This is a genomic window from Rufibacter hautae, assembly GCF_008271695.1.
Taxonomy (GTDB): domain Bacteria; phylum Bacteroidota; class Bacteroidia; order Cytophagales; family Hymenobacteraceae; genus Nibribacter; species Nibribacter hautae.
On sequence record NZ_VKKY01000001.1, the window covers coordinates 2106992 to 2128711 of the forward strand.

The window sequence follows — 21720 nt, forward strand, 5'->3', positions numbered from 1 at the left end:
ATGATACGGAACTATATAAAAATTGCCTGGGCGGTGTTGCAGCGCCGCAAGTTCTTCACTTTCATCAGCCTCTTCGGGATCAGTTTCACCTTGATGGTTTTGATGGTGGTGACCTCGTTCTATGACCATGCCTTCGGGCCGCAGATGCCGGAGCGGGAATCTGACAAATTGCTTTTTGTGAACAATATGCGGGAGCAGGTCAAAGAAGGCTATACCAACAGTGGCCCACCCAGCTACTATTTCCTGAACCGCTACGTGCGTCCGCTGAAAACCCCGGAGAACGTCTCTATCAACTCCCTCTTTATGCCGGTGAACAGCTACGTGAACAACAAAAAGCTGGCTCTGGACCAAAAACATACCGATGCCGCGTTCTGGGATATCTTGGACTTCAATTTCGTGGAAGGCAGGCCGTTCAGTGTGCAGGAAGTAGCCAATGCCACCCGCGTGGCGGTCATCAACCAAAACACCCGCAAAAACTACTTCGGGGAAAAAGAGGCCATAGGCCAAACCATTGAGGTGGACCAGGTGAAATACAAAGTGGTGGGCGTAGTGGAAAATGTGCCGGTGCTGCGCCTGCATTCCTACGCCGATGTCTGGGTGCCCATCACCCTCAAAAGCCAGGATTTCAAACGTACCGGCCTGAGGGGGACTTACTTTGCTACCATCAAGGCCAAAAAAGCGAGCGACGTACCCAAAATTCAGGAAGAGTTCGCTACTATGATGCTGCAGGTGAACAAGAACAAGTCCAAGGATATTAAGGAAGCGTTTGCTTACGCCGATGATATCTTCGGGACGTTTGCCCGCACCCTACTGGGAGGCGGTAAAACAGATAAATCAGGTTTACTGTACGCCATTCTGGCTTTTGCAGCCTTCCTGTTCATGCTGCTGCCCACCATCAACCTGGTAAACATCAACATCAGCCGCATCATGGAACGGTCTTCTGAGATTGGGGTCCGGAAAGCGTTTGGGGCTTCTTCGGCTACCATCATCGGGCAGTTCATTGTGGAGAATATCTTCCTCACGCTGCTGGGCGGCCTGTTAGGGTTCCTGATTTCGGCGGGCGTGCTGGAAATGATCAATGACAGTGGTATCCTGGCTTACGCAAATCTGGGCCTGAACCTGCGGGTGTTTGCCTGGGGATTGCTGCTTTGCCTGGTTTTCGGGTTGGTTTCGGGGGTGTACCCCGCTTTTAAAATGTCACGCTTAAACGCCGTTGAGGCACTGAAAGGAGGCTCCAAATGATACGCCATCTGTTTAAACTGATCTGGAATCAGAAGAAAAGCAACTTTCTGCTGATCACCGAAATCTTCTTCTCTTTTCTGGTGCTCTTTGCGGTGCTCAGTTTTATCCTCTACAACTACCACAACTATACCCAGCCGCTGGGCTTCAAATACGATAAAGTGTGGCAACTGTGGCTGAGCCCCAACACTGACTCGGCAGCGCACAACATTGCCGTTCAACAGCAGATGATTCAGCGGGTACGCAGCTTCCCCGAGGTGGAGCACGCCTCATTCTCTAATTCCAATACCCCTTTTGCCTTTAGCCAAATGAATGCTGGCATGTCTTATAAAAGTAAAAAGGATGTGTTCTCTGAGGTATTTGATGTGCAGGACGACTACAAAAATGTAATGGGCATAGAGGTGAGCCGGGGCCGGTGGTTCGGGCCGCAGGATAATGGCAGTTTGCACGACCCTATCGTGATCAACAAAAAGCTGCAGGAAGAACTGTTTGGCGACGAAGACCCCATCGGAAAACTTATTCCCATCGATGACTCCACCCAGTACGCGGTCATAGGCGTGGTTGACCATTACCGGTCTTACAGTGAGTTTGACCCGGAAAAAGCGGCGTATTTCCACCGCATTAACCTGGAGAAAGACAAGAACTCCATCTGGAACGGACTGGTCATCAAAGTGAAACCCGGCGCCGGCGTGGCCTTTGAGGAGAAAATGGTGCGCGAGCTGTCCCGCATTTCCAAAGACTGGACCATTGAAGTGACTACCCAGGAGAAAATGCGGCAAAGCAAAGCCAAAGTGACCACGGTACCTATGATCGCGATGAGTCTGGTATGCGGGTTCCTGATCATCAACGTGGCCCTGGGCTTGTTTGGGGTATTATGGTACAACATCAACCGCCGGTACGCCGAGATTGGGTTGCGCCGCGCCATCGGGGCTTCTTCCAAGCAGATCAGGAATCAGTTTGTGGGCGAAGTGCTGGTCATTGCCACCTTCGGGTTGCTGCTGGGCTTGCTGCTGGCCGCGCAGTTCCCGCTCCTGAACGTGTTCCAGTTGTCTTCCGTCATCTATTGGGAAAGCATCGGCGCCGCCGCCTTCCTCATCTTTTTGCTGGCCATTGTCTGCGCCATTTACCCCAGCCGGCAGGCCTCCAAGATTTTCCCGGCCGTGGCCTTGCATGAAGAATAGCCTGATGTAAGTTGGAAATTGCGATTGCGTTTAGGGCCTGTTTTAGAGAAAGCAGGCGCTAAACGCAGCGGCATTCCAAGACGCTGAAACCGGCAGCTCTCCCAGACAAACCCGCATGCAAAAATCAACCATCAAAAGCGCCTTCTTTTTCAAAAACAGCCTAAAAACGTTACCTTCACTTACCCGTTTCCAGAACCCATGATCCTGATAGTTGACGACGATGTAGCCGTACGGGCCTCTTTAAGTTTGTTGCTGAAACAAGCCGGTTTTGCCACGGTCCAGGCCGATGGACCCGAGGAGGCGCTGCAAGCATTGGCCCGGCAGGTGCCCCAATTGGTGCTCATGGACATGAACTTCTCCATGGAAACCACCGGCGAGGATGGCTTGCAGTTACTGGGCCAGATAAAGCAACGGTGCCCGGCGGTTCCGGTGATCCTGATCACGGGCTGGGGTTCCATCAACCTAGCCGTGGAGGGCCTCAAAGGCGGCGCCGCCGATTTCATCACCAAGCCATGGAACAACGAGCACCTGCTGCAATCGGTGAAGACGGCTTTGGAATTGGCCAAGCCTACCGGAGAACCTTCCTCTGAAAAACTGACCCGCAAGCAACTAGACGACCAATACGATTTCTCCATGATTGTGGGCGAAGACCCGGGTCTGTTGCAGGTGCTGCGCAACATCGGGCAGATCAGCGCCACCGATGCCTCCGTTTTGATTGAGGGGGACAGCGGCACGGGGAAAGAGCTCATCGCTGAGGCCATCCATAAGAACAGCCACCGCAAGAAAGCCCCGTTTGTGAAAGTGAACCTGGGCGGAATCTCAGGTAGTCTGTTTGAGAGTGAGATGTTCGGACACCGCCGCGGCGCCTTCACCGATGCCAAAGCCGACCGCGTGGGCCGTTTTGAGATGGCCAACAAAGGCACCATTTTCTTGGACGAGATTGGCGAACTGGACATGGGCAGCCAGGTGAAACTCCTTCGCGTGCTCCAAGACCGTACCTATGAAGTCCTGGGCGACAGCCGCTCCAGAAACCTGGACATACGGGTGATCTGCGCCACTAACCGCAACCTGCAGGAAATGGTGGCTGAAGGCCGCTTCCGCGAGGACCTGTATTACCGCATCAACCTGATTACGGTGAAATTACCGGCTTTGCGCGAGCGGGCACAGGATATTCCCAAACTGGTGCAGCATTTCGTGAACAACCTCAAAGTCACGTACCACAAACAGGAGTTGCAAGTGAGCAACAAAGCCTTGAAATGGCTGCGCGAGCTGCCGCTGCCGGGCAACATCCGGGAGTTGAAGAACCTGGTGGAGCGGACGGTGCTGGTCTCAGGCAAGAGTCTGCTGGAGGTGGAAGACTTTCAGAACCAGTTGCAAGGCAGTTCCCGCAAACTGGACGAGAAACTGCTGCCTTCGGTGGGTGCCATGACCCTGGACGAGTTGGAAGCCAACATGATCAAGAAATCCATGGCGTATTACAGCAACAACGTGAGCAAAGTGGCCAAAGCCTTGGGCGTGAGCCGCGGGTCTTTGTACCGCCGGCTGGAGAAGTTCAATATTCCGTATGACGCTGCGGAGTAAATTCATCTTAACCACCATTCTGCTGTACTCCGCCATGGGAGTACTGGCCTGGCAGTTGCTTACGTACAACAAGTGGCTTTTTGTGGCTTCTGAGGTCCTGATTCTGGTCAGTCTCATCTTCACGGCCAGCTTGTACGCCTCCTTTGTGCGTCCGCTTAACCTCATCGCCGCCGGCGTGGAGTCTATCCGCGACCGCGATTTTTCCATTAAATTCATGGAAACGGGCCAAAAAGAGGTAGACCAGCTCATTCACGTGTACAACCAGATGATGGACGAGCTGCGGGAGCAACGGGTCACCCAAACCGAGAAGCATTTCCTGCTGGAGCGTTTGATTGAAGCCTCGCCCTCGGGCATTATTCTCCTGGACACCTATGACCGGGTGGCGGGCGTGAACCCGGCGGCGGCGCTGCTGCTGCAGGCCTCGGGGAAAGAAGTAGTGGGCAAACCATTGGACGAACTTCCCAGCCATTGGGGCGCCTCTCTGGGCAAACTGCCCAAGGACGAGCAGCGCGTGATCAGGCCCAACGGCATTGAGACGTACCGCTGCCGCAAAATCAGGTTTCTGGACCGAGGCTATCACCGCTACTTTATTTTGGTGGAGGAACTCACCCAGGAGCTGCTGGAGAAAGAGCGCAATGCCTACGAGAAACTCATCCGGATGATGTCGCATGAGATCAACAACTCCATTGGCGCCGTCAACTCAATCCTGCATTCTTTCTCCTATTTCTCGCCGCAACTGAACGGAGACACCCGCCCAGATTTTGACGAGGCGCTGCAGGTCTGTATCACGCGCAACCAGAACCTGGCGGGTTTTATGGCCAATTTCGCGAATGTAGTGCGTATTCCGCCGCCCGTGAAACAGCCCACCGATTTGCACCAGTTGCTGCACAGCATCCACCGGCTCATGTTGCCTTCCTTTGAGCGCAAGCAGGTGCAGTGGGAGTGGGATTTGGCCGAACAGGTGCCTGCAGTCTGTATGGATGTGCAACAGATGGAGCAGGTCTTGATCAACGTGGTGAAAAACGCGCTGGAAGCCACGGACACCGGAGGCTGGGTAAAGGTGCGAACCAGCGCCTCGCCGCCGCAGCTTGATATCGAGGACAACGGCAAGCCCATCTCCCCCGAAGTGCAGGAAAAGCTGTTCTCCCCTTTCTTCAGCACCAAAACCAACGGCCAAGGCATAGGGCTTACCATGATCAGGGAAATCCTTTTGCACCACCACTTCCCGTTCTCCCTGCAATCCGGCACAGACGGCCTCACCACCTTCCACATTGCTTTCACTGAATCCACCACGGTAGCCGCGCTTCATTAGAAGATTGAGAAAGTACAGGCTCCTCCTTTTGGGGCTGTTTTCTGAAAAACAGGCTTAGAACAGTATAGCTTAATTTGGAATGCGTACGACGTTACAGGGTAACGTCGCTAAGGGCAGATATGTAGCGACGTTACCCTGTAACGTCGTCATCCGGCAGGATGAACTGGGCCAGGCCTTCCTTAAACAAGGCTAATGTGGTCAAAAAAAGCCTTCTATGGCGCGGAAATACATCTGCGCCATAGAAGGCTTTTCCCTGATAACTAACAACTGCCAACTACATGAACTTATCGGCGTAGCCGCTTTGCTCGAAGAAGGCGCGGGCGTCTTTGATTTCCAAGATGTCTTTGATGGCCTGTTTCTTGTCGGTGGCTTTGTTGTAGTAGGCCTCGCAGATTTTGTAGCCCATGTAGTAGCCTAGATCCGCGGGGCGGTCTGGGCGTTCCTGGCTGCCATTGCCGATCCAGTTGTAGGAGCGGTTGAGGTACATCTCTTGTTTAAACTCCTCCCAAATCTGCTTCTCCCTTGGGTTGGCAAAGTCATGGACCCGTTTGTTCGTGTTCACTCCCGAGATGAGTTCGCCAATGAAATCGGCCATGCCTTCTGCCAGGGCATTGGAAAGCAAGGTGGTGTCAGAACTTCTATCGGTCTGGATGAAGTGGATGAGTTCATGCGCGATGAGGGGCGGCACGTTTTTCACATAGTCATAGTTGTTGCGCTCCCAAAGGTTCATTTCGTGCATGGGAACATCCTCAGAGCGGGAGTACTGGTCAATGCCAATCAGGAGGCCGTTTTCAGAGGCGGTGCCCGCCGAGTTGTAGCGCCCGATCACAAAGTACACATTGGGGAACGTGGCCGCCGGATACAGTTCCTTCATCTTCTGAAAGCTCTTGTAGATCTCGGGCTTCATGTTGTCTATTTCCAGCGTGTTTTTGCGAATAGCGGTGAAAAACGCAGGTTTGTTGTTGAGGTTGTTCAGGAATTGCTCCATGGAAAGGATCTTGTTCGCATAGTAGTCCTGGAGCCCTAAAGAAGCCTTCCCGAAGTACTCTTTCTCAAAGATTTCCTGCTGGCGCGCCGGGTCTTTGAGGGCCAGGTCATACGCTTTCCAGAAGTTGTGTACATCCGTAGTCACCAGTTGTGATTTATAAGGATCACCTAGTTGGGCGTTTTGCTTCTCCAGGCGGGTAACCAGCTGCAGATAGGTTTTTTCCTGCCGGAGCAGGTCCAGATCGGTGTCTTTCTTCAGGTGCGCCACGTTCTTGTACCCGGCATCCACGGCTTGCTGCAAGGCTTTCAAAGCAGGAGCTTTCTGGCCCATCAGGGCATAGCAGCAGGCGATGTTGTAATACGTGGAGCGTACATGCGATCCTTTGGGCATGGCCGCCAGGGCTTTTTGGTACAGGTTGATGGCTTCCGGGTAGTTCTTCTTCGTGTACTGTTCGGTGCCTTGCTTGTTCAGGTCTTCGTGCGGAGGCGGCGTGAAGTAGGAGAACACCAGTTGCGCCGTGTCTTTGCCGTTGGTGATCTTGAACTTCTCGTGGGGATTATTCTGGTACTGCACCGCCAGGCTGTCTTTGCCCGTGAGCACCCACATCTTGTTTGCCCTTGACTTGGGGCCGAGGCGCACCAGCTTTACCTTGCCGGCTTCGCTTACTTTAAAGGTGTAGTTGATCTTGGTCTCTTTCATGACCAAGGTGATATTGTCTTGCGGCGCATGTAAAGGCACGTTGCTTTGGGCAGCCAGGACGGAGGGCGAGAGCAGCGCTACCATGAGGCAGCTTTTCTGGAAAAGGGCTTTAAGAGACATCTTGCGTTAGGGCTTGGGTGGAACAAGTAAGTAAGGCGATAGATGCAAGTTGCCAGGTGGGGGTTGCCTGTGAAATCTATTCTATGTTATGCAATACAGCTTAAAAGTGCAAGCACAAGTTAGAAAAGCTGCCCCTGGATAAACTGCTGCACCTTCTGCGGTCTTTGCAAGTGAAAACCAGTGCGTTTCTCCAGTTGGTCAATAAGGTGTACCAAGGCCGGCGGCGCGTCCAGCACTTCTTTCTGGTGCATGAAGAAATAGATGGTCTGTAAGCCTTGTTCCAACCACTGGTGCAGCCGATCGGCCCAGGCGTCTAGGCGACTATAGTCTGAGGGCACCAGGCCGTGGCCGTTGAACCTGATCATGGCCGTGGGGGTGGTGAGGCGCATGTGCAGCGCATCACGGCGGCCCGCCACATCGGTGATAATGGTGGTGATCTGCCGTTCTTCCAGCGTCTGGAAAGCCCGCTGCGTGATTCTGGACTCTTTGAACCAGTTCTCATGGCGGAACTCCACCGCCAGCGGTACCTCAGCCGGGAAATTCATCAGGAACTGCTCTAGCAATGGCCACTCGTCCGGCCCGAAGAATGGCGGCAACTGCAGAAAGGCCATACCTAAGGTGAAGCCTAGACCCAGAATAGCATCGCAGAACTGTTTGGTGGGTTCGCCTACGTTCTGCAGCAACTGGTCATGGCTGATGATCTGCGGCAACTTGGGGCAGAAAACAAAACCAGGGGGCACCGCCTGTTTCCAGCGGTGAATGGCGCTGGCGTCTGGGATGCGGTAGTGGGTGGTGTTCATCTCCAGGGTGTTGAACTGACGGGCGTACCAGTACAGCAGTTGGGCATCCTGAGCCCCGGTAGGGTAATAAGTCCCGACCCAGGGTTTGTTAGACCAGGTAGGGCAGCCCAGGTAAATAGTGGGGCGCGTAGGCCGGGCATTTCTGGCCAAGACCTGCTGGGTGGCAGGGTGGTCTTGGGGTAGGCTGAAGTCTACGTTTCTGATGTCTGGCAAACGGCCGAAATCCATACGCCTAAATATTAAGTTTTGTCTATGTGTCTGCTAATTTGGTCAGTATTTCTCCCGTTTTTTTAGGCCGGCGCTAAATTTTTAAGAAAAAATCTGTTTTTATTTTTGGCTTTCTATTTTTCTAAGGATTTAAGAAAACAGATGTTAGGTCACTTTAATCCTATTTAGGTTGAAAAAATCGCCTCTATCGCTTTTATACGCATAAAATTAGTTTTGCGAGATATTAAAATCTGGCATACCACGATTTATGAATTTTGTCATATCGCTAAAATAATAATTTGTATAATAAAATAAAAACATGTTACTTTATTTAGTTTGTGAAAGCTGCGAAGTACGCAGTTGACCCTCGGTGACTTGTTAGGAAGAATTTTACTCCTAATTTTGTGGCTCGAAATTGATGTTCCACCAACAAAACCTAAAATGGGGATACAGAAAATTTACTATGCGCTTACCGTTCTTTTTATCTTTTTCTTCAGCTTTGCGCCAACTGCCTCAGGGCAAGAGATAGGCGATAAGCAAAACGGCCTGGCCTCCTGGTATGGAGCGAAATACCATGGTCGCCGCACTTCCAGCGGCGAGATTTATAACCGCCACAAGCTCACGGCCGCTCACAATGAACTTCCTTTAGGCAGCAAAGTAAGAGTTACCAATGAAGCCACCGGCGAAAGCGTGGTGGTGAAAATCAATGACCGCGGTCCGTTCAGAGGTGCTCGCATCATTGACCTTTCTGAGGCCGCGGCCCGCAAGATCAATTACCACAAAGACGGCTTGGCCGAGGTATCTGTGGAGGTGCTGGAGCTTCCGGAGTACTTCTTGGCCAGCAGGGCTAAACTGAAAGAGGTTGAGCCCAAGCTAGAAGAAGCGGCCGCGCCGGCTGTTTTAGCCAAAGCACCGGCTACCCCGGCAGCCCAGAAGGCAGTTCCCACTGCAGAGCAGACTGCTATAGCCAAAGGCCCCGTAGCCGTTCCCGCCCAGACTTCCGCCGTTTCGCCTACAACCCCCATGGTTCCTACCCTGGCCAAAGAGCAGGTGTTCGTGATCCAGGCGGGTGCTTTTGGGAGCTTGAGCAACGCAGAAGCCCAAGCCGACAAGATGCGGAGACTGTACCAGAAGATGCCTATCTCCCTGGTGGAGGAAACCGTGAACGGGAAAAAGGTGCACCGTATTCTGGCTGGTAGGTATGTCACCAAGGCAACTGCCGAGCAGGCCCGCCAAGATTTGGTCAAGAAAGGATTCCATGGATTGGTCAAGTCCGTGGCGGAACCCGCCGCGTTGGCCAGCAGCACGCCGGTCCTCTAAGATTCCATTGTTTCGCTTACGCTTACCGCCAGGCCTGTCGCAACGGGTCTGGTTTTCTGGGCTTCTGACTTGTTTTGGGAAAATCGGGCTGAAAACAGATCTTGCTGAATTTTATTTGCCGTGATTTGTTCTTCTGGTTCACAGCAACACCGGCACAGGTGTTTCCCGTATGGGGCTGTATACCATTTACAGGTCATAGGCGTTATATTCAAAAGTTCAGAAAGTAGAAGTCTGCTATGGGTGAGAAGAAAGTTTGGGCAAAGGTGCTGCTGTTGAGTCTGCTGGCAGTCTGGGGGCTGCACCAGCAAACGCAGGCCCAGATCATAGCCAAGGAAAAGAAAAAGCTTCTTTTCTGGAAGAAAGCCAAAGAAGTGGAGGTGCTGAGCCCCGTGGACACGGCCATCCTGAACGATTCCCTGGCTAAGCCTTCTCTTGCCACCGCCACGCCAGATAGTGTCAAAGACAAAGACGTCAAGGCTAAAAAGGGCAAGAAGAAAGACGATAAGAAAAAGATCTACTTCGGGTATAGGGTGAAGAAGGGCTTTGCGCGCCAAGGCAAGGGCAAGAACCAGATTGTGGAGACCTTCTACTACCTGCGCGAGTACAAAGAGCCCAATCCGTACGTGCGTGACAAGCACTACTTTGACGTGAAGAAGCGGAAAATCTTCCGGTCGCCTACCCTGGACCCTTCCAAAACCCAGATGCTCATCCTGCACGGGCCTTATACCAAAATGCGGGGCGATGTGCTCATTGAGCAAGGGTACTTTTTCGTGGGCACCAAGCACCTGCGCTGGGAGACCTTCAAAACCGACAGTACGCTGTCACAGCGGCAGCACTTTGAGAAAGGCTTCCTGCGCGATGCCGTGATCTCGTACTATGATGCCGCTAAAACCAAGATCAAAGAGGTGATTCCCTACCAGTATGGCCAGGTACAGGGCGACTACTACAAGTTCTATGAAAACGGACAGTTAGAGTGGCTAGGCACCTATGACAAAGGCCGCAAAGTGGGCACCTGGATCAATTTCTACGATTTCAGGGGCCGGCGGCAGTTTGAGTTTCAGTACGCCGAGAGCGCCTTTGACAAACCCATTGAACCCGTCCTGGTGAAGCAGTATGACCGGCACGGATCCCTGGTGTTCGAAAAAAAAGACTGATCACGGTTAGAAGACATCACAAATAATAAGAACCCGTTTCGGGGCTGTTTCTGTAAAAACAGCCCCGAAACGGGTTTTCTGCTTTTCTGGCTCGGTAGCGACTCTTCTATATGTATCTGTTTTAAGGTCAATTTTCAAATATCAGCTTTAAAACATAAGGCACCCGAATATATAAGAGCGGTAAAGGATTTATTCAGAGCCTTCTTTCTCATTCACGCTGTACTTTAAGGTATTTGCATTAGGCCTTAATGGAAGGCATCTTCTATGTGCAGGATCTCAGGCCTACCCTGTTTCCACAGAATAGAGACTACATCGAACCGGACATCGTGGGGCCATTGGTGCTGCTCTATATAATAGTCGGCGGCTAACTGGAGCATGGCCTCTTTCCTGGAGGAGACGGCCTCCTCGGGGAAGCCGTATTGGTGGGTGCTCCTGGTCTTTACCTCCACTAACACCAGCGTCTTTTCTTTTACCAGAATCAGGTCTACCTCGGCGCGTTTATAGCGGTAATTTCTCTCTATAACCTGGTAGCCCAACGCCGTCAAGTGCGCCTCGGCGGCCTGTTCGCCAAGCTTCCCCAAATTAGTATTATGCGCCATTTTTGGTAGGTGCTGGTTTAATGAGTAATTTGCACAGTTTTCCGTTCGCAAAGCCTTCTATACGTGAAGAGTAGGTTTCTGTATAGGACAGGACGGAGGCCGCGCTGCCACGCAGAGTAACATTATATATAGAGAAAGGTAAGCCCGCAGGACCATGAAGCAGAACAGAGAGATTGTTTTTGAGAGGATGGGGTTGGTAGATTACCAACAGGCCTGGGATTATCAGGAGCAGCTCCTGAAAGCGACCGTGGACATCAAGACGCAGAACAGATCTCTGCCCGAGGATGGGAAACTGACGACGCCTAACTACCTGCTGCTTTGCCAGCATCCGCATGTGTATACGTTGGGCAAAAGCGGCCACGAGGAGCATCTGCTTTTAAATGAACAGGGCCTGGCCGAGAAGCAGGCTACTTTCTATAAGATAAACCGGGGCGGTGATATTACGTACCATGGTCCCGGGCAGTTGGTGGCTTATCCTATCCTGGACATGGAGAATTTCTTCACCGATATTCACCAGTACTTGCGGTTGCTGGAAGAGGCAGTGATCCAGACCTTGGCTGAGTATGGGTTGAAGACAGGCCGAATTGCTGGCCTGACTGGCGTGTGGCTGGACTTTGAAGAGCAGCACAACCCTAGGAAGATCTGCGCCATGGGCGTGAAGTGCAGCCGCTGGGTGACCATGCACGGGCTGGCCCTGAACGTGAATACAGATTTGGGCTACTTTGGCAACATTGTGCCGTGTGGCATCTCAGATAAGGCGGTGACGTCTCTGGAGAAAGAAATCGGGCGGGCGGTGCCCCTGGAAGAGGTGGAAGAGAAGCTGCTTCGCCATTTTGAAAAACTATTTGAAGCCAAGATGTTGGCGCATCAGTATGAAGAAAGACATTGATTTTCATCAGGTAGAAGGCGTGGCCGTGGCCATTGCGCGGGAGGTGAATGAATTGGGCCAGGACGAGTGGAATGTTTACTTCATCAACAACAATGACTTTTACCTGGAGAATGTGCTCATTTCCTCTAAAGGATACGGCGAGCACGAGGGGCAGGAAGTGAAGACGTCGGTGCTTCGGCACATGTTTGACCAAATGGGGCCTAAAACGGCTTTGCAGGTAGAGCCCATTGATCCGGCTTTGTTCCATATCACCAATGAGTTCTGGGTAAGCTATTACATTGGCCGCAACATCCATGACAAACGGTTCCTGTTTGTGCCGGGCAGTATTTCAGAAGATCACCTTATCCATATCTCCATTCTGGAAAAAGAGGGCATCCTCCATTCCTGATAAAATACCCTTGAATCTCTGCCGGACGAGAGAATAGCCTGGCCCCCACGTATATTTTTACCTTTGACATGGCATGAAATTTTTTACATACCTACTTTCCTTTAGCTGGTCTTTCTTTATTACCCTGTTTGCTATCCCATCCATTGTGTATGTGGCGCATTTGAAAAATATTCTGGACCAGCCTAACAAGCGGACGGTGCACGTGTCTCTTACGCCCAGGTTGGGTGGCTTGGGGGTGTTTGCCGGTTTCATGTCGGCGCTGACCATCTTCGGGGATCTGTCTAACGGGGTGCAGCAGGTGCTGGCCGGTTGTATTATTCTCTTCTTCGGAGGACTGAAAGACGACCTGGTCTCCATCTCGGCCTTTAAAAAGTTCTTTATGCAGGTATTGGCCACTGGAGTGGTCATGTTCATTGCTAATATCCGGATTACCAGTTTCCAGGGCATTTTCAACATCCATGAACTGCCCGAGGGGCTGAGCTACGGGTTCACCTTCTTCACCATTGTGGGGATTACCAACGCCATTAACCTGATTGATGGCTTGGACGGTCTGGCCGGAACCATTGTGACCATTGTGGTTTCCACTTTTGGGTTCTTTTTCTGGTACGCGCACATAGACACATATTCCAACTATGCTGGGGTGGCAGTTTGCCTGATTGGGGGTTTGTTGGGCTTCTTGCGGTATAACTTCTACAAGGCCCGTATTTTCATGGGTGACACGGGTTCGCTGCTCTGTGGATTTGTGGTGTCCATCATGGCTATTCAGTTCATTGAGATGCGGGCGGTGCCTTCTGCCCCTACGGTGGCTTTGGGCGTACTCTTTGTGCCTTTGTTTGATACCGTTAGGGTTTCCCTTATCAGGATTCTGAAAGGCGTATCTCCTTTTGCGCCTGACAAAAACCACATTCACCACCGTATTCTAGCCATGGGATTCAGCCAGGTTTCTACCGTGCTGATTCTGGCGCTCCTGAACGTGCTGGTGATTCTATTTGACTTCAACTTCTCTCATTGGGGTAACCTGATCCTGTTGCTTTGCCTGCTGGGTTTCTCCTTGGTGTTGAGTCTTGTTTTAGGGCAGTATTCTACAAAAAGAACGTCAAGCGTCTGACACATGCGATTTTGGGGGGCGGTTCTTGGGCTTTGTTTATGGTGTGGGGTTGCCTGGGGGCAATCTGAGACCTTAAAGCCCCTGTTGTCCTCGGATTGGCTTATTTTCAAAGCCAAGCAGAATAAATTGGTGCCCTATCTGCCTGAGTTCCATGAGGAGCGACAGGCGCTGTACCAATGGGTCACGCTGGATAAGTTCACCAACCCCAAGATTGAATTTGCCGCCCGGCAGGAACTATGCCTTTTTTTGGACAACCGGCTGGTTTTTGTGGCAGACTCCACTGCCCGCTATACCATAGACCTATCGCCGTTTATGAAGCCCGGCAAGAAATACCTGTTGTCTGTTTGGCACCCAGACCAACAGCCCAATTACCCTTCATTTAAGGTGCCCCAGCAGTCCGTAACGTCTATCAACTCCAAGGCAGTGGCAGCGTTTAGGCCCATTCCCAAACAGCCAGATTCTCACCGCAGTGCCCTGATTTTCTTTATGGTGGTGGTGGGGCTTATATACGGGGCCTTGCGGATGACCTTCTATTCAGACTTCGCCAGTATTTTCAGGTGGAGCAGTTTTACCAAACTTTCCACCCTGGAAGAAGGACTCTTAGCCAAGCCCATCGGGAACTGGTCCAGTATCTTGTTTGTGCTGGCCTTTGCGCTGTCCTTTGCGTTGCTGATCGTGGCCATTCATACCAACTTGGAAGATTTAGCCCTGTTGAACCAACTATTCACCGCCACGCAGGCAGATCTTATCTCCAAGATTCTGCTGTATTCGCTCATGATTTTTCTGTTTGTGCTGTTCAAATACCTGTTTCTGCGGCTCATGGGTTTTATCTTCGGGGTGGGCGAGATGGTGTTATCACAGTACCGCGAATTCTTGAGAACTTTGTTAGGAATGGGGCTGTTCTTGCCCTTTGTCTTGCTCCTTTATCTGGGGCTTTGGTCCTCCACACCGCAGGTGGTTTACTGGATTGCGAATGTGAGCATTACAGCGCTTCTGGTATTTACCGTAGTAAGGACTTTTCAAACGGTGAGTAAAAAATATTCCCTTAAAAATCTACATTTATTTTCCTACCTTTGCGCCACTGAGGTGATTCCACTGATGATTTTGCTAAAACTCATTGTTTTCGTGTAAATTTCTGACAAACTGGGATTATTGTAGATTTTAGATAAAAAGTTGTTAAACTACCTTCTAAACATGGCTGACGGTAAAGAAGAGCTGGGTGCTGATAGACATTCAAAGAAAATTTCTAGTATTCTGGTCACACAGCCAAAGCCGGCAAATGATAATTCTCCGTATTTGAGCATTGCCGAAAAATACGGGATCAAGGTTGATTTTAGGGCCTTTATTGAAATTGAGCCTGTTTCCTACAAGGACTTCAGGAAAGATAAAGTCTCTATACTAGATCATACTGCGGTTATTTTCACCAGCCGGAATGCAGTGGACCACTTCTTCAGAATCTGTGCTGAAGGGAAGATAGAGGTGCCAGCAGAGATGAAGTATTTCTGCATCTCTGACCAGACTGCGTATTATCTGCAGAAATACATCGTTTTACGTAAGCGTAAGTTGTTTATCGGGGGCAAGACTGCTTCTGACCTGTTTGATGTCCTGAAAAAGCATAAGGGCGAGAAGTTCTTGTATCCTTGTTCCAATATCAGGAAGGAAGACATTCCGGAGTTCATGCGTGCCAACGGGTTCATCTTTACCGAAGCAACCATGTACAAGACCGTGGCCTCAGACTTGTCTGACCTGGCCGAAGTGAAATACGACTGCATCGCTTTCTTCAGCCCCTCAGGCGTACACTCCTTGTTTACCAACTTCCCAGACTTTGTGCAGGATGGTACACGTATTGCCGCCTTTGGTCCTACAACTGCCCAGGCGGTAAGAGATGCCGGTCTTGAGTTGGATATTGAAGCCCCAATGCCAAATGCACCTTCTATGACGGGTGCCATTGAGGTTTATATCCAACAACATTCTAAGAAAAAGTAAATCCCCTGTTACTTTTCTTTGATTTGTGCGTAGCATGGCTAGAGCTTCAAAATTAAGATTAACTTTGGTAGTTAATATATAATTTGGTAGCTTTTGCCAACCGACTCTTGGTGCCCGAGGGTATTTCAATGCTTTACATGATGCGCAAATCTGGTTTTCTGATTTTTCTGGTAGGACTCCTGTCTTCTTTTCTGGTGCAGGCTCAACAGTTGCCGCAGTTTAGCCATTATGGCTTTAACGGGCAGTTCATAAGCCCAGGGTACGCAGGGGTGAAAGGCCAGACAGAATTGAATGTGCTGTACAGGTATCAGTGGTTAGGTTACAACGGCTCCTTTGATGCCGGCGGCTCTCCAAAAACCGCTTTGTTCACCGTCTCTGCGCCGCTTACTTCTTTGAAAAGCGGGGTTGGGTTGGTAGTAATGAAGGATGAAATTGGGGCGGTGGATATTTTCCATGCTCAGCTAGCTTATTCGTATCACCTGTCTCTAGGCGGAGGTGTGTTGGGTATAGGCGTGCAGGGAGGTCTTACCAATATGAGCAAAGGAGGTTACCGAGCCAACGATCTGGGCGATGTGCGGGTGCCTTATAATAGTTCTGACCGGAAATTTGATATGGGCGCTGGTTTGTGGTTTCAGCATGAGAACTGGTACGCCGGAGGCGGTATTACTAACCTTTTGGGAGCAGAATATCAGTTTGAGAATCAGGCGGGAGATGGAAATTTTGGTTCTGTAACGGGTGAGAAACACCTTATGGTTACCGGTGGCTACGAATTGGAACTTTCAAGCGCTATAGACGTTACACCTACAGTCTTGCTTAAGCGGGATATGAATGCCGGCATTAACTCTCTGGAGGCTGGTGCAAGAGCAACTTTCAATGATAAATTCTGGGGTGGCGCAGGCTACAGATTTGGTGAAGCCATCACCGGAATGTTAGGGGTTTATCTGTTAAAGGACAACGCGCTTAGCTTTGGATATGCTTTTGATTATACCGCCGTAGGTACAGACGCGAAGAGTGCCACCTCGCATGAGGTAATGCTGGGGTACAAACTTCCAAAGCCTAAGAATAATACAAAGCCCCCTATTAGAACCCCCCGCTACTTCTTTTAAATACCTACTTTTAGGTAATGGGTATATCGCTAACGATAAGGGAATTGTTAACGGAATAAAATATTATTTTCTTTGCCTCGTTAGCTTATTGATCTTCAAGAAAAAACACTAGTTTTGTTTTTTAAATCAGGACATATAGTTGCTATCTTAAAAATTATAACTGCTTAGCGGAAACGCTTCTTTTTTCAAGTCCAAGAATATGATTAAGTTTTTACAGTTTTCTGCCATTGCTCTGAGCGTAGTCTTGATGGCAGGTTGTGGTATGGGTAGAGATTCACAGGGAGATGTGATCGGGGCTGAAGATCGCCCTGAGTTTAATCCTCAGGAGATTCCTTACGGAATGATTGCCTGCCCGGGTGGTACTTTTCATATGGGACAGACCGACCAAGACATTGCTGCCAGTATGTCTAACATGAACAAGCAGGTAACTATTGGTGGTTTCTACATGGATGAGACCGAGATTACCAATAACGAGTACCGTCAGTTCGTGGATGCTATTCGCCAGGACTCATTGGACATTTTGGGCGAAGAGTTTGTGATGACCCAGCTTTATCCAGATACTACGGTTTGGGTGAAGGACTTTACTTACCACATGGGTGATCCATTGATGGAGTATTACTTCTCTCACCCAGCATTTGATGATTTCCCGGTAGTAGGGGTAGACTGGTTTGCCGCCAAGTACTTCAACAACTGGAGAACCAAGCACAAAAACAATTATAACGTAGAGAGCGGCATGGCGCCAATGCCTAGCTTCCGTTTGCCATCAGAGGCTGAGTGGGAGTACGCTGCCCGCGGTGGCCGTGATCTGGCAACTTATCCTTGGGGTGGACCTTACCTGCGTAACGCCAAAGGCTGTATGCTGGCTAACTTCAAACCAGGCCGTGGTGACTACTACAGCGATGGCTTTACATATACTGCGCCAGTAGGACAATATTATCCTAACGATTTTGGTTTATATGATATGTCAGGTAACGTGGCTGAGTGGTGCGAAGATGCTTACTCTGAGGCTACTGTGCCAGTGGTTTGGGACTTGAACCCAACGTACTATGATGACAATGAGCCACGCAAAATTGTACGTGGTGGTTCTTGGAAAGACATCGCGCACTTCCTGGAGACAGGCGTTCGTAACTTTGAATACCAAGATTCAGCCCGTTCTTTCATCGGGTTCCGCAGTGCGATGATCTACATCGGCCGTTCCTCAGATTTCGATCTGGGAAGGTAGTCTTCAGGAACTATCTATTAAGTGCTATATTTTATAATTTTTGAACCCAAATACGTTACAATCTAAATCCTTCAAAAAATGAGTAAAGCTAGAGGCAACTTCTTCTTCGATAAGGTGATGCCAAAAATCTATGGTATTGGTGCAGCAGTAGTAATTGTTGGAGCATTATTCAAAATCCTCCACTTAGATGGAGCGAATGAAATGCTTATAGTTGGTTTGGGTACCGAAGCCATCATTTTCTTTCTGAGTGCCTTTCAACCAAACCCACCGCATGAGCCAGAGTGGGAGCGTGTATATCCTCAGTTGCGCGATGACTATGATGGTCCGCTTCCAACTGTGCCAACTGCTGCTGCTGGTCCGTCAATCACCGGTGATTTAGATAAAATGCTGCGTGATGCCAATGTAACACCAGCTACTATCAGTTCTTTAGGCCAAGGCCTGAACCGTTTAAGCGAAACCACTGCTCAAATTTCTGACATGACAGACGCTACGGTGGCTACGAAAGAGTATGCTGCCCGCGTGAGAACAGCTACCGGTTCATTAGACAAAATCAACGAAGCTTACGGTACTACCTTGCAAGTGGTGTCTCAAATGGCAACTGCTACCGCTGATACCCAAGCTTACCATGCGCAGGTTCAGCAGGTGACTAAAAACTTGGGTGCCTTGAACGCTGTGTATGAAATGGAGCTTCAGGATGCCAACAACCACCTGAAATCTATCAACAAGTTCTACGGCAGCATTACTAATGCTATGGAGAACCTGACTCAGGCTAGCCGTGAGACAGAGCAATTTAAAGATGAGGTAACCAACTTGACCAAAAACCTGCATTCTTTGAACAACGTGTATGGCAACATGCTAAATGCCATGAGAGGATAATCTCTGCCATTCCTCTATAAATTATAAGATTATATAAAAGGTAAACACTACAGGATACTATGGCTGGAGGAAAAGAGACGCCACGGCAAAAGATGATCGGGATGATGTATCTCGTTTTGACGGCGCTGTTGGCATTGAACGTTAGCTCTGCAATACTTTTAAAGTTCCAATTCATTGATGCCAGTTTGATGGAAGTGAACCGTAAGACGGTGAGCGACAACAAAGGTGCCGTAAAGGGTATCCAGGCAGCAGTGGCTGAAGGAGCTAGTACAGCAAAAGACAAGCAGGTAGTGGAGCAAGCCCAAGAAGTAAGCACGAAGAGCGCTGAAATGGTAGCTTATATCCGCAGTCTGCGTGACCAATTAGAAAAAGAAACCGGGGGGAAAGATGCAGAAGGAAACTACATCAATCCAGAAGCCAATGAGGTGGTGAATGAAGTGATGATTGGCGGTTTGAAAAAAGGAAGAGGATATGAACTGGAGCAGCAGCTGAACAATTATGCAGCTTTCCTGCGCAAGTACAATCCAGGCGTTCCAGCCAAGCTTGCCATGAACGGTTCAGAAGATCCACGGGTAGCCCAAAACAAAGACCAGCGTAAGAAGAACTTTGCGCAGTTGAATTTTGAAGAAACCCCAATGGTAGCTGCGTTGGCTACCCTCGCTCAGAAAGAATCTGAGGTTCTGAAATACGAAGCAGAAACCTTGTCTAAACTTGCCCAACAGGTAGGTGCAGACATCATCAAGTTTGAGAACATCTTTGCAATGGCCAGTGCTGAGTCTAAGACAGTAGCGGCTGGTACCAAATACAAAGCCGAAATGTTCTTGGCAGCTTCTTCAGATGCCGTAACTCCAACTATGTCTGTTGACGGAAGATCTATTCCGGTACAAGGCGGAAAAGGTAAAATTGAATTCACCGCTACCGCTGGTAACTACGATGCGGAAGGTAATGCCAAAAAGCAATGGAGAGGCCAAGTGCGTTTCCGTCAGGCCAGCGGACGTGATACCACGTTCACTGTAACCCAGGACTACGTAGTGGCTAAGCCGGTAATGCAAATCCAGTCAGCCTCTATCAACTCATTGTACTTCAACTGCGGAAACGAACTGAGTGTACAGGTACCTGCTTTGGGTGCTACGTATGATCCTTCTTTCTCTGCTTCTGGAGCTACGGTGGTAAGAGGTGCTAAGAAAGGATTCTTGACCATTATCCCAACCTCAAGACAAGTGAAACTGAACGTGAGCAGCGGTGGAAACGCCATCGGTTCACAGGACTTCACCGTGAAACTGGTACCAAGACCTAGAGTTGTTGCTTCAGCCAACGGCCGTCCGGTTGACCCAGTAAGAGGTATGCCAGCTCCGGGACCACGTACTTTATCAGTACAGGCTATTCCAGATGAAAGCTTCAAGAACCAGTTACCTAAAGACGCTCGTTACAGAGTAACCCAATACACCGTTTATCTGGTGCGTGGTAGCCGTCCGGTTGGTCAGGTACAAGGAAATGGCCCAACTGTAAGCTTGGGTAACCTGGCTGCGCAGGCCCGTCCGGGTGACCGTATCGCCATCGACGTAAAAGAAATCCGTCGAATGAACTATCGTGATCAGCAGGAAGTTGTTCCTTCTGATAACTCAAGTATCACCTTTCAGCTTAACTAGTAGTTAATTTAAGTACCATGAAGAAGTTAATTGTGTTGGGTTTAGCGGGTTTGCTTAGCATGCCGGTTGTTAGTATGGCGCAAAAGCGTACTACTAAGAAGTCAACTACTTCTGCGCAGAGAGCCCAGCAAAATGCAGCCGCTGCGGCTGCGGCTGAGAAGGCGCGTCAGGAAGACTTAGCTCGCCAGCAGGAGATGCAAAAGCAAGCGGAGATGATGCAGGCCAGAATGGACAGCTCTTTGGCTGCTCCTGCCTCGGCCAGGCCAATTCCTCCGTCTGATGTAATGTTCAAGAAAACGGTTTGGAGAGCGGTTGACTTACGCGAGAAGCAAAACAACCCAATGTTCTCCAACGGCAAACAGATCACCAAACTGATCATGGAAGCCGTTAAAAGAGGTGAGTTACAGGCTTACCGCTCAGACACCTTGAACACCCCCATCGCGGCTCAGGAAATGTTTACCAACATGACTCCTACAGAAACCTCCGGAGGTTTGACCGAAGCTGAAAAAGCGGCTGGTTTTGATGCTCCGACTGCTGCAGAGGATGATGGTTGGGGAACGCCTGCTCCTGCTAAAAAGAAAACTACTACTCCTGCCAAGGGGAAAGCCGGTGCTACGCCAGCGCCAGCGGTTGCCGTAACTACTGGTAATGAGCTACTTCCGAATGAGCTTTACAAACTGGAGATCAAGGAAGACGTGATATTTGATAAAAAGCGTTCAAGACTTTATCATGATATCCAGGCCATCACTTTGGTGATGCCAGCCAAATACAACAGCCTTGGCTTTGAGAAACCAATTGCTTCTTTCAAGTACAGTGACCTGGCAAGAGTGTTCAGAGCGCACCCAGACGAAGCCCTCTGGTTCAACGCCCAGAACGATGCCCAGCATAAGAACCTGGCCGATGCCTTTGACTTATGGCTGTTCAGCTCTTACATCACCAAGGTATCTAACGTAAACGATGCCCGTTTGGAAGAGCAATACGGAGCTGGTAAGAAAGGTTTATTAGCCGCCCAACAAGCCATGGAAGAACTCATTGAGTTTGAATACAGTTTGTGGAGCTACTAATCGCTTTAAGCATAAAATAAAAAAGGAGGCCCTAAATGGTCTCCTTTTTTATGCCCTTTAATTGATAAGCTGTGTTGAAATACAAACAGAGGCTATTACAATCAATTCAAAATAGAGCCTTGAGTTCCAACCATACAGATCCATTACATAGGACAACTCTAGATAATTAACTTCTCCAAAGTCTTCGTTTTATTGCACCATGAAGAGGCGCATTCCCTTGATTCTTGCCTAT

19 protein-coding genes are annotated in these 21720 nt (G+C 49.9%); 16 read left to right on the plus strand and 3 right to left on the minus strand.

Annotated features, from left to right (window positions below; all coding sequences use genetic code 11):
- The 4 genes from FOA19_RS08225 to FOA19_RS08240 all read left to right on the plus strand — a co-directional run bounded on the left by FOA19_RS08225 (window position 1) and on the right by FOA19_RS08240 (window position 5313).
- Window positions 1-1242: an ABC transporter permease gene (locus FOA19_RS08225; protein ID WP_149090254.1), complete on the plus strand. Its 1242-nt coding sequence runs from the start codon at window positions 1-3 to the stop codon at window positions 1240-1242.
- A complete protein-coding gene (locus FOA19_RS08230) occupies window positions 1239-2420 on the plus strand; it encodes an ABC transporter permease (protein WP_149090255.1) in 1182 nt (393 codons plus the stop codon). Before FOA19_RS08225 ends, FOA19_RS08230 begins: the two co-directional genes overlap by 4 nt.
- 198 nt (window positions 2421-2618) lie before the next feature.
- Entirely contained in the window at window positions 2619-4001 is a 1383-nt protein-coding gene (locus tag FOA19_RS08235) for a sigma-54-dependent transcriptional regulator (protein WP_149090256.1), read from the plus strand.
- Window positions 3985-5313 carry a sensor histidine kinase gene (locus FOA19_RS08240; RefSeq protein ID WP_149090257.1) on the plus strand — a complete coding sequence of 443 codons (1329 nt, stop codon included), beginning with the start codon at window positions 3985-3987 and terminating at the stop codon, window positions 5311-5313. The genes FOA19_RS08235 and FOA19_RS08240 overlap by 17 nt, the downstream gene beginning before the upstream one ends.
- Before the next feature lie 274 nt (window positions 5314-5587).
- On the opposite strand, the gene FOA19_RS08245 is transcribed toward FOA19_RS08240, so the two are convergent.
- A complete protein-coding gene (locus FOA19_RS08245) occupies window positions 5588-7120 on the minus strand; it encodes a gliding motility protein GldB-related protein (RefSeq protein WP_149090258.1) in 1533 nt (510 codons plus the stop codon).
- A gap of 119 nt (window positions 7121-7239) precedes the next feature.
- Window positions 7240-8148: a DUF72 domain-containing protein gene (locus tag FOA19_RS08250; RefSeq protein ID WP_149090259.1), complete on the minus strand. Its 909-nt coding sequence runs from the start codon at window positions 8146-8148 to the stop codon at window positions 7240-7242.
- 420 nt (window positions 8149-8568) lie between these two features.
- Between FOA19_RS08250 and FOA19_RS08255 the strand changes: the two genes are divergently transcribed.
- Both FOA19_RS08255 and FOA19_RS08260 read left to right on the plus strand, forming a co-directional pair.
- Window positions 8569-9447: a septal ring lytic transglycosylase RlpA family protein gene (locus FOA19_RS08255; protein ID WP_149090260.1), complete on the plus strand. Its 879-nt coding sequence runs from the start codon at window positions 8569-8571 to the stop codon at window positions 9445-9447.
- Window positions 9448-9683: 236 nt separating this feature from the next.
- Window positions 9684-10601, plus strand: a complete 918-nt coding sequence (locus FOA19_RS08260; RefSeq protein WP_149090261.1) for a toxin-antitoxin system YwqK family antitoxin — start codon at window positions 9684-9686, stop codon at window positions 10599-10601.
- A gap of 245 nt (window positions 10602-10846) precedes the next feature.
- On the opposite strand, the gene FOA19_RS08265 is transcribed toward FOA19_RS08260, so the two are convergent.
- The gene (locus FOA19_RS08265; protein WP_149090262.1) at window positions 10847-11200 is read right to left on the minus strand and encodes a YraN family protein; all 354 of its coding nucleotides are present in this window, start codon (window positions 11198-11200) and stop codon (window positions 10847-10849) included.
- 154 nt (window positions 11201-11354) lie between these two features.
- Here FOA19_RS08265 and lipB point away from each other — a divergent pair, with 154 nt between their 5' ends.
- The 10 genes from lipB to porN all read left to right on the plus strand — a co-directional run bounded on the left by lipB (window position 11355) and on the right by porN (window position 21488).
- A complete protein-coding gene (lipB, locus tag FOA19_RS08270) occupies window positions 11355-12089 on the plus strand; it encodes a lipoyl(octanoyl) transferase LipB (protein ID WP_149090263.1) in 735 nt (244 codons plus the stop codon).
- A complete protein-coding gene (locus tag FOA19_RS08275; RefSeq protein ID WP_149090264.1) occupies window positions 12073-12477 on the plus strand; it encodes a hypothetical protein in 405 nt (134 codons plus the stop codon). The genes lipB and FOA19_RS08275 overlap by 17 nt, the downstream gene beginning before the upstream one ends.
- Window positions 12478-12550: 73 nt before the next feature.
- Window positions 12551-13585: an MraY family glycosyltransferase gene (locus FOA19_RS08280; RefSeq protein WP_223808781.1), complete on the plus strand. Its 1035-nt coding sequence runs from the start codon at window positions 12551-12553 to the stop codon at window positions 13583-13585.
- A gap of 84 nt (window positions 13586-13669) precedes the next feature.
- Entirely contained in the window at window positions 13670-14716 is a 1047-nt protein-coding gene (locus FOA19_RS08285) for a DUF4271 domain-containing protein (protein WP_223808782.1), read from the plus strand.
- 63 nt (window positions 14717-14779) lie between these two features.
- Window positions 14780-15571, plus strand: a complete 792-nt coding sequence (locus FOA19_RS08290) for a uroporphyrinogen-III synthase (RefSeq protein WP_149090266.1) — start codon at window positions 14780-14782, stop codon at window positions 15569-15571.
- A gap of 140 nt (window positions 15572-15711) precedes the next feature.
- On the plus strand, window positions 15712-16677 hold the full coding sequence (locus FOA19_RS08295; RefSeq protein WP_149090532.1) for a PorP/SprF family type IX secretion system membrane protein: 966 nt from the start codon (window positions 15712-15714) through the stop codon (window positions 16675-16677).
- A 199-nt stretch (window positions 16678-16876) separates the two neighbouring features.
- Entirely contained in the window at window positions 16877-17899 is a 1023-nt protein-coding gene (porK, locus tag FOA19_RS08300; RefSeq protein WP_149090267.1) for a T9SS ring complex lipoprotein PorK/GldK, read from the plus strand.
- 78 nt (window positions 17900-17977) lie between these two features.
- The gene (porL, locus tag FOA19_RS08305; protein ID WP_149090268.1) at window positions 17978-18775 is read left to right on the plus strand and encodes a type IX secretion system motor protein PorL/GldL; all 798 of its coding nucleotides are present in this window, start codon (window positions 17978-17980) and stop codon (window positions 18773-18775) included.
- A 59-nt stretch (window positions 18776-18834) separates the two neighbouring features.
- Complete coding sequence (gene porM, locus FOA19_RS08310; protein ID WP_149090269.1) at window positions 18835-20424, plus strand: type IX secretion system motor protein PorM/GldM; 1590 nt, start codon at window positions 18835-18837, stop codon at window positions 20422-20424.
- A 17-nt stretch (window positions 20425-20441) separates the two neighbouring features.
- Window positions 20442-21488 carry a type IX secretion system ring subunit PorN/GldN gene (gene porN, locus FOA19_RS08315; RefSeq protein ID WP_223808783.1) on the plus strand — a complete coding sequence of 349 codons (1047 nt, stop codon included), beginning with the start codon at window positions 20442-20444 and terminating at the stop codon, window positions 21486-21488.
- Window positions 21489-21720 lie beyond the last annotated feature (232 nt).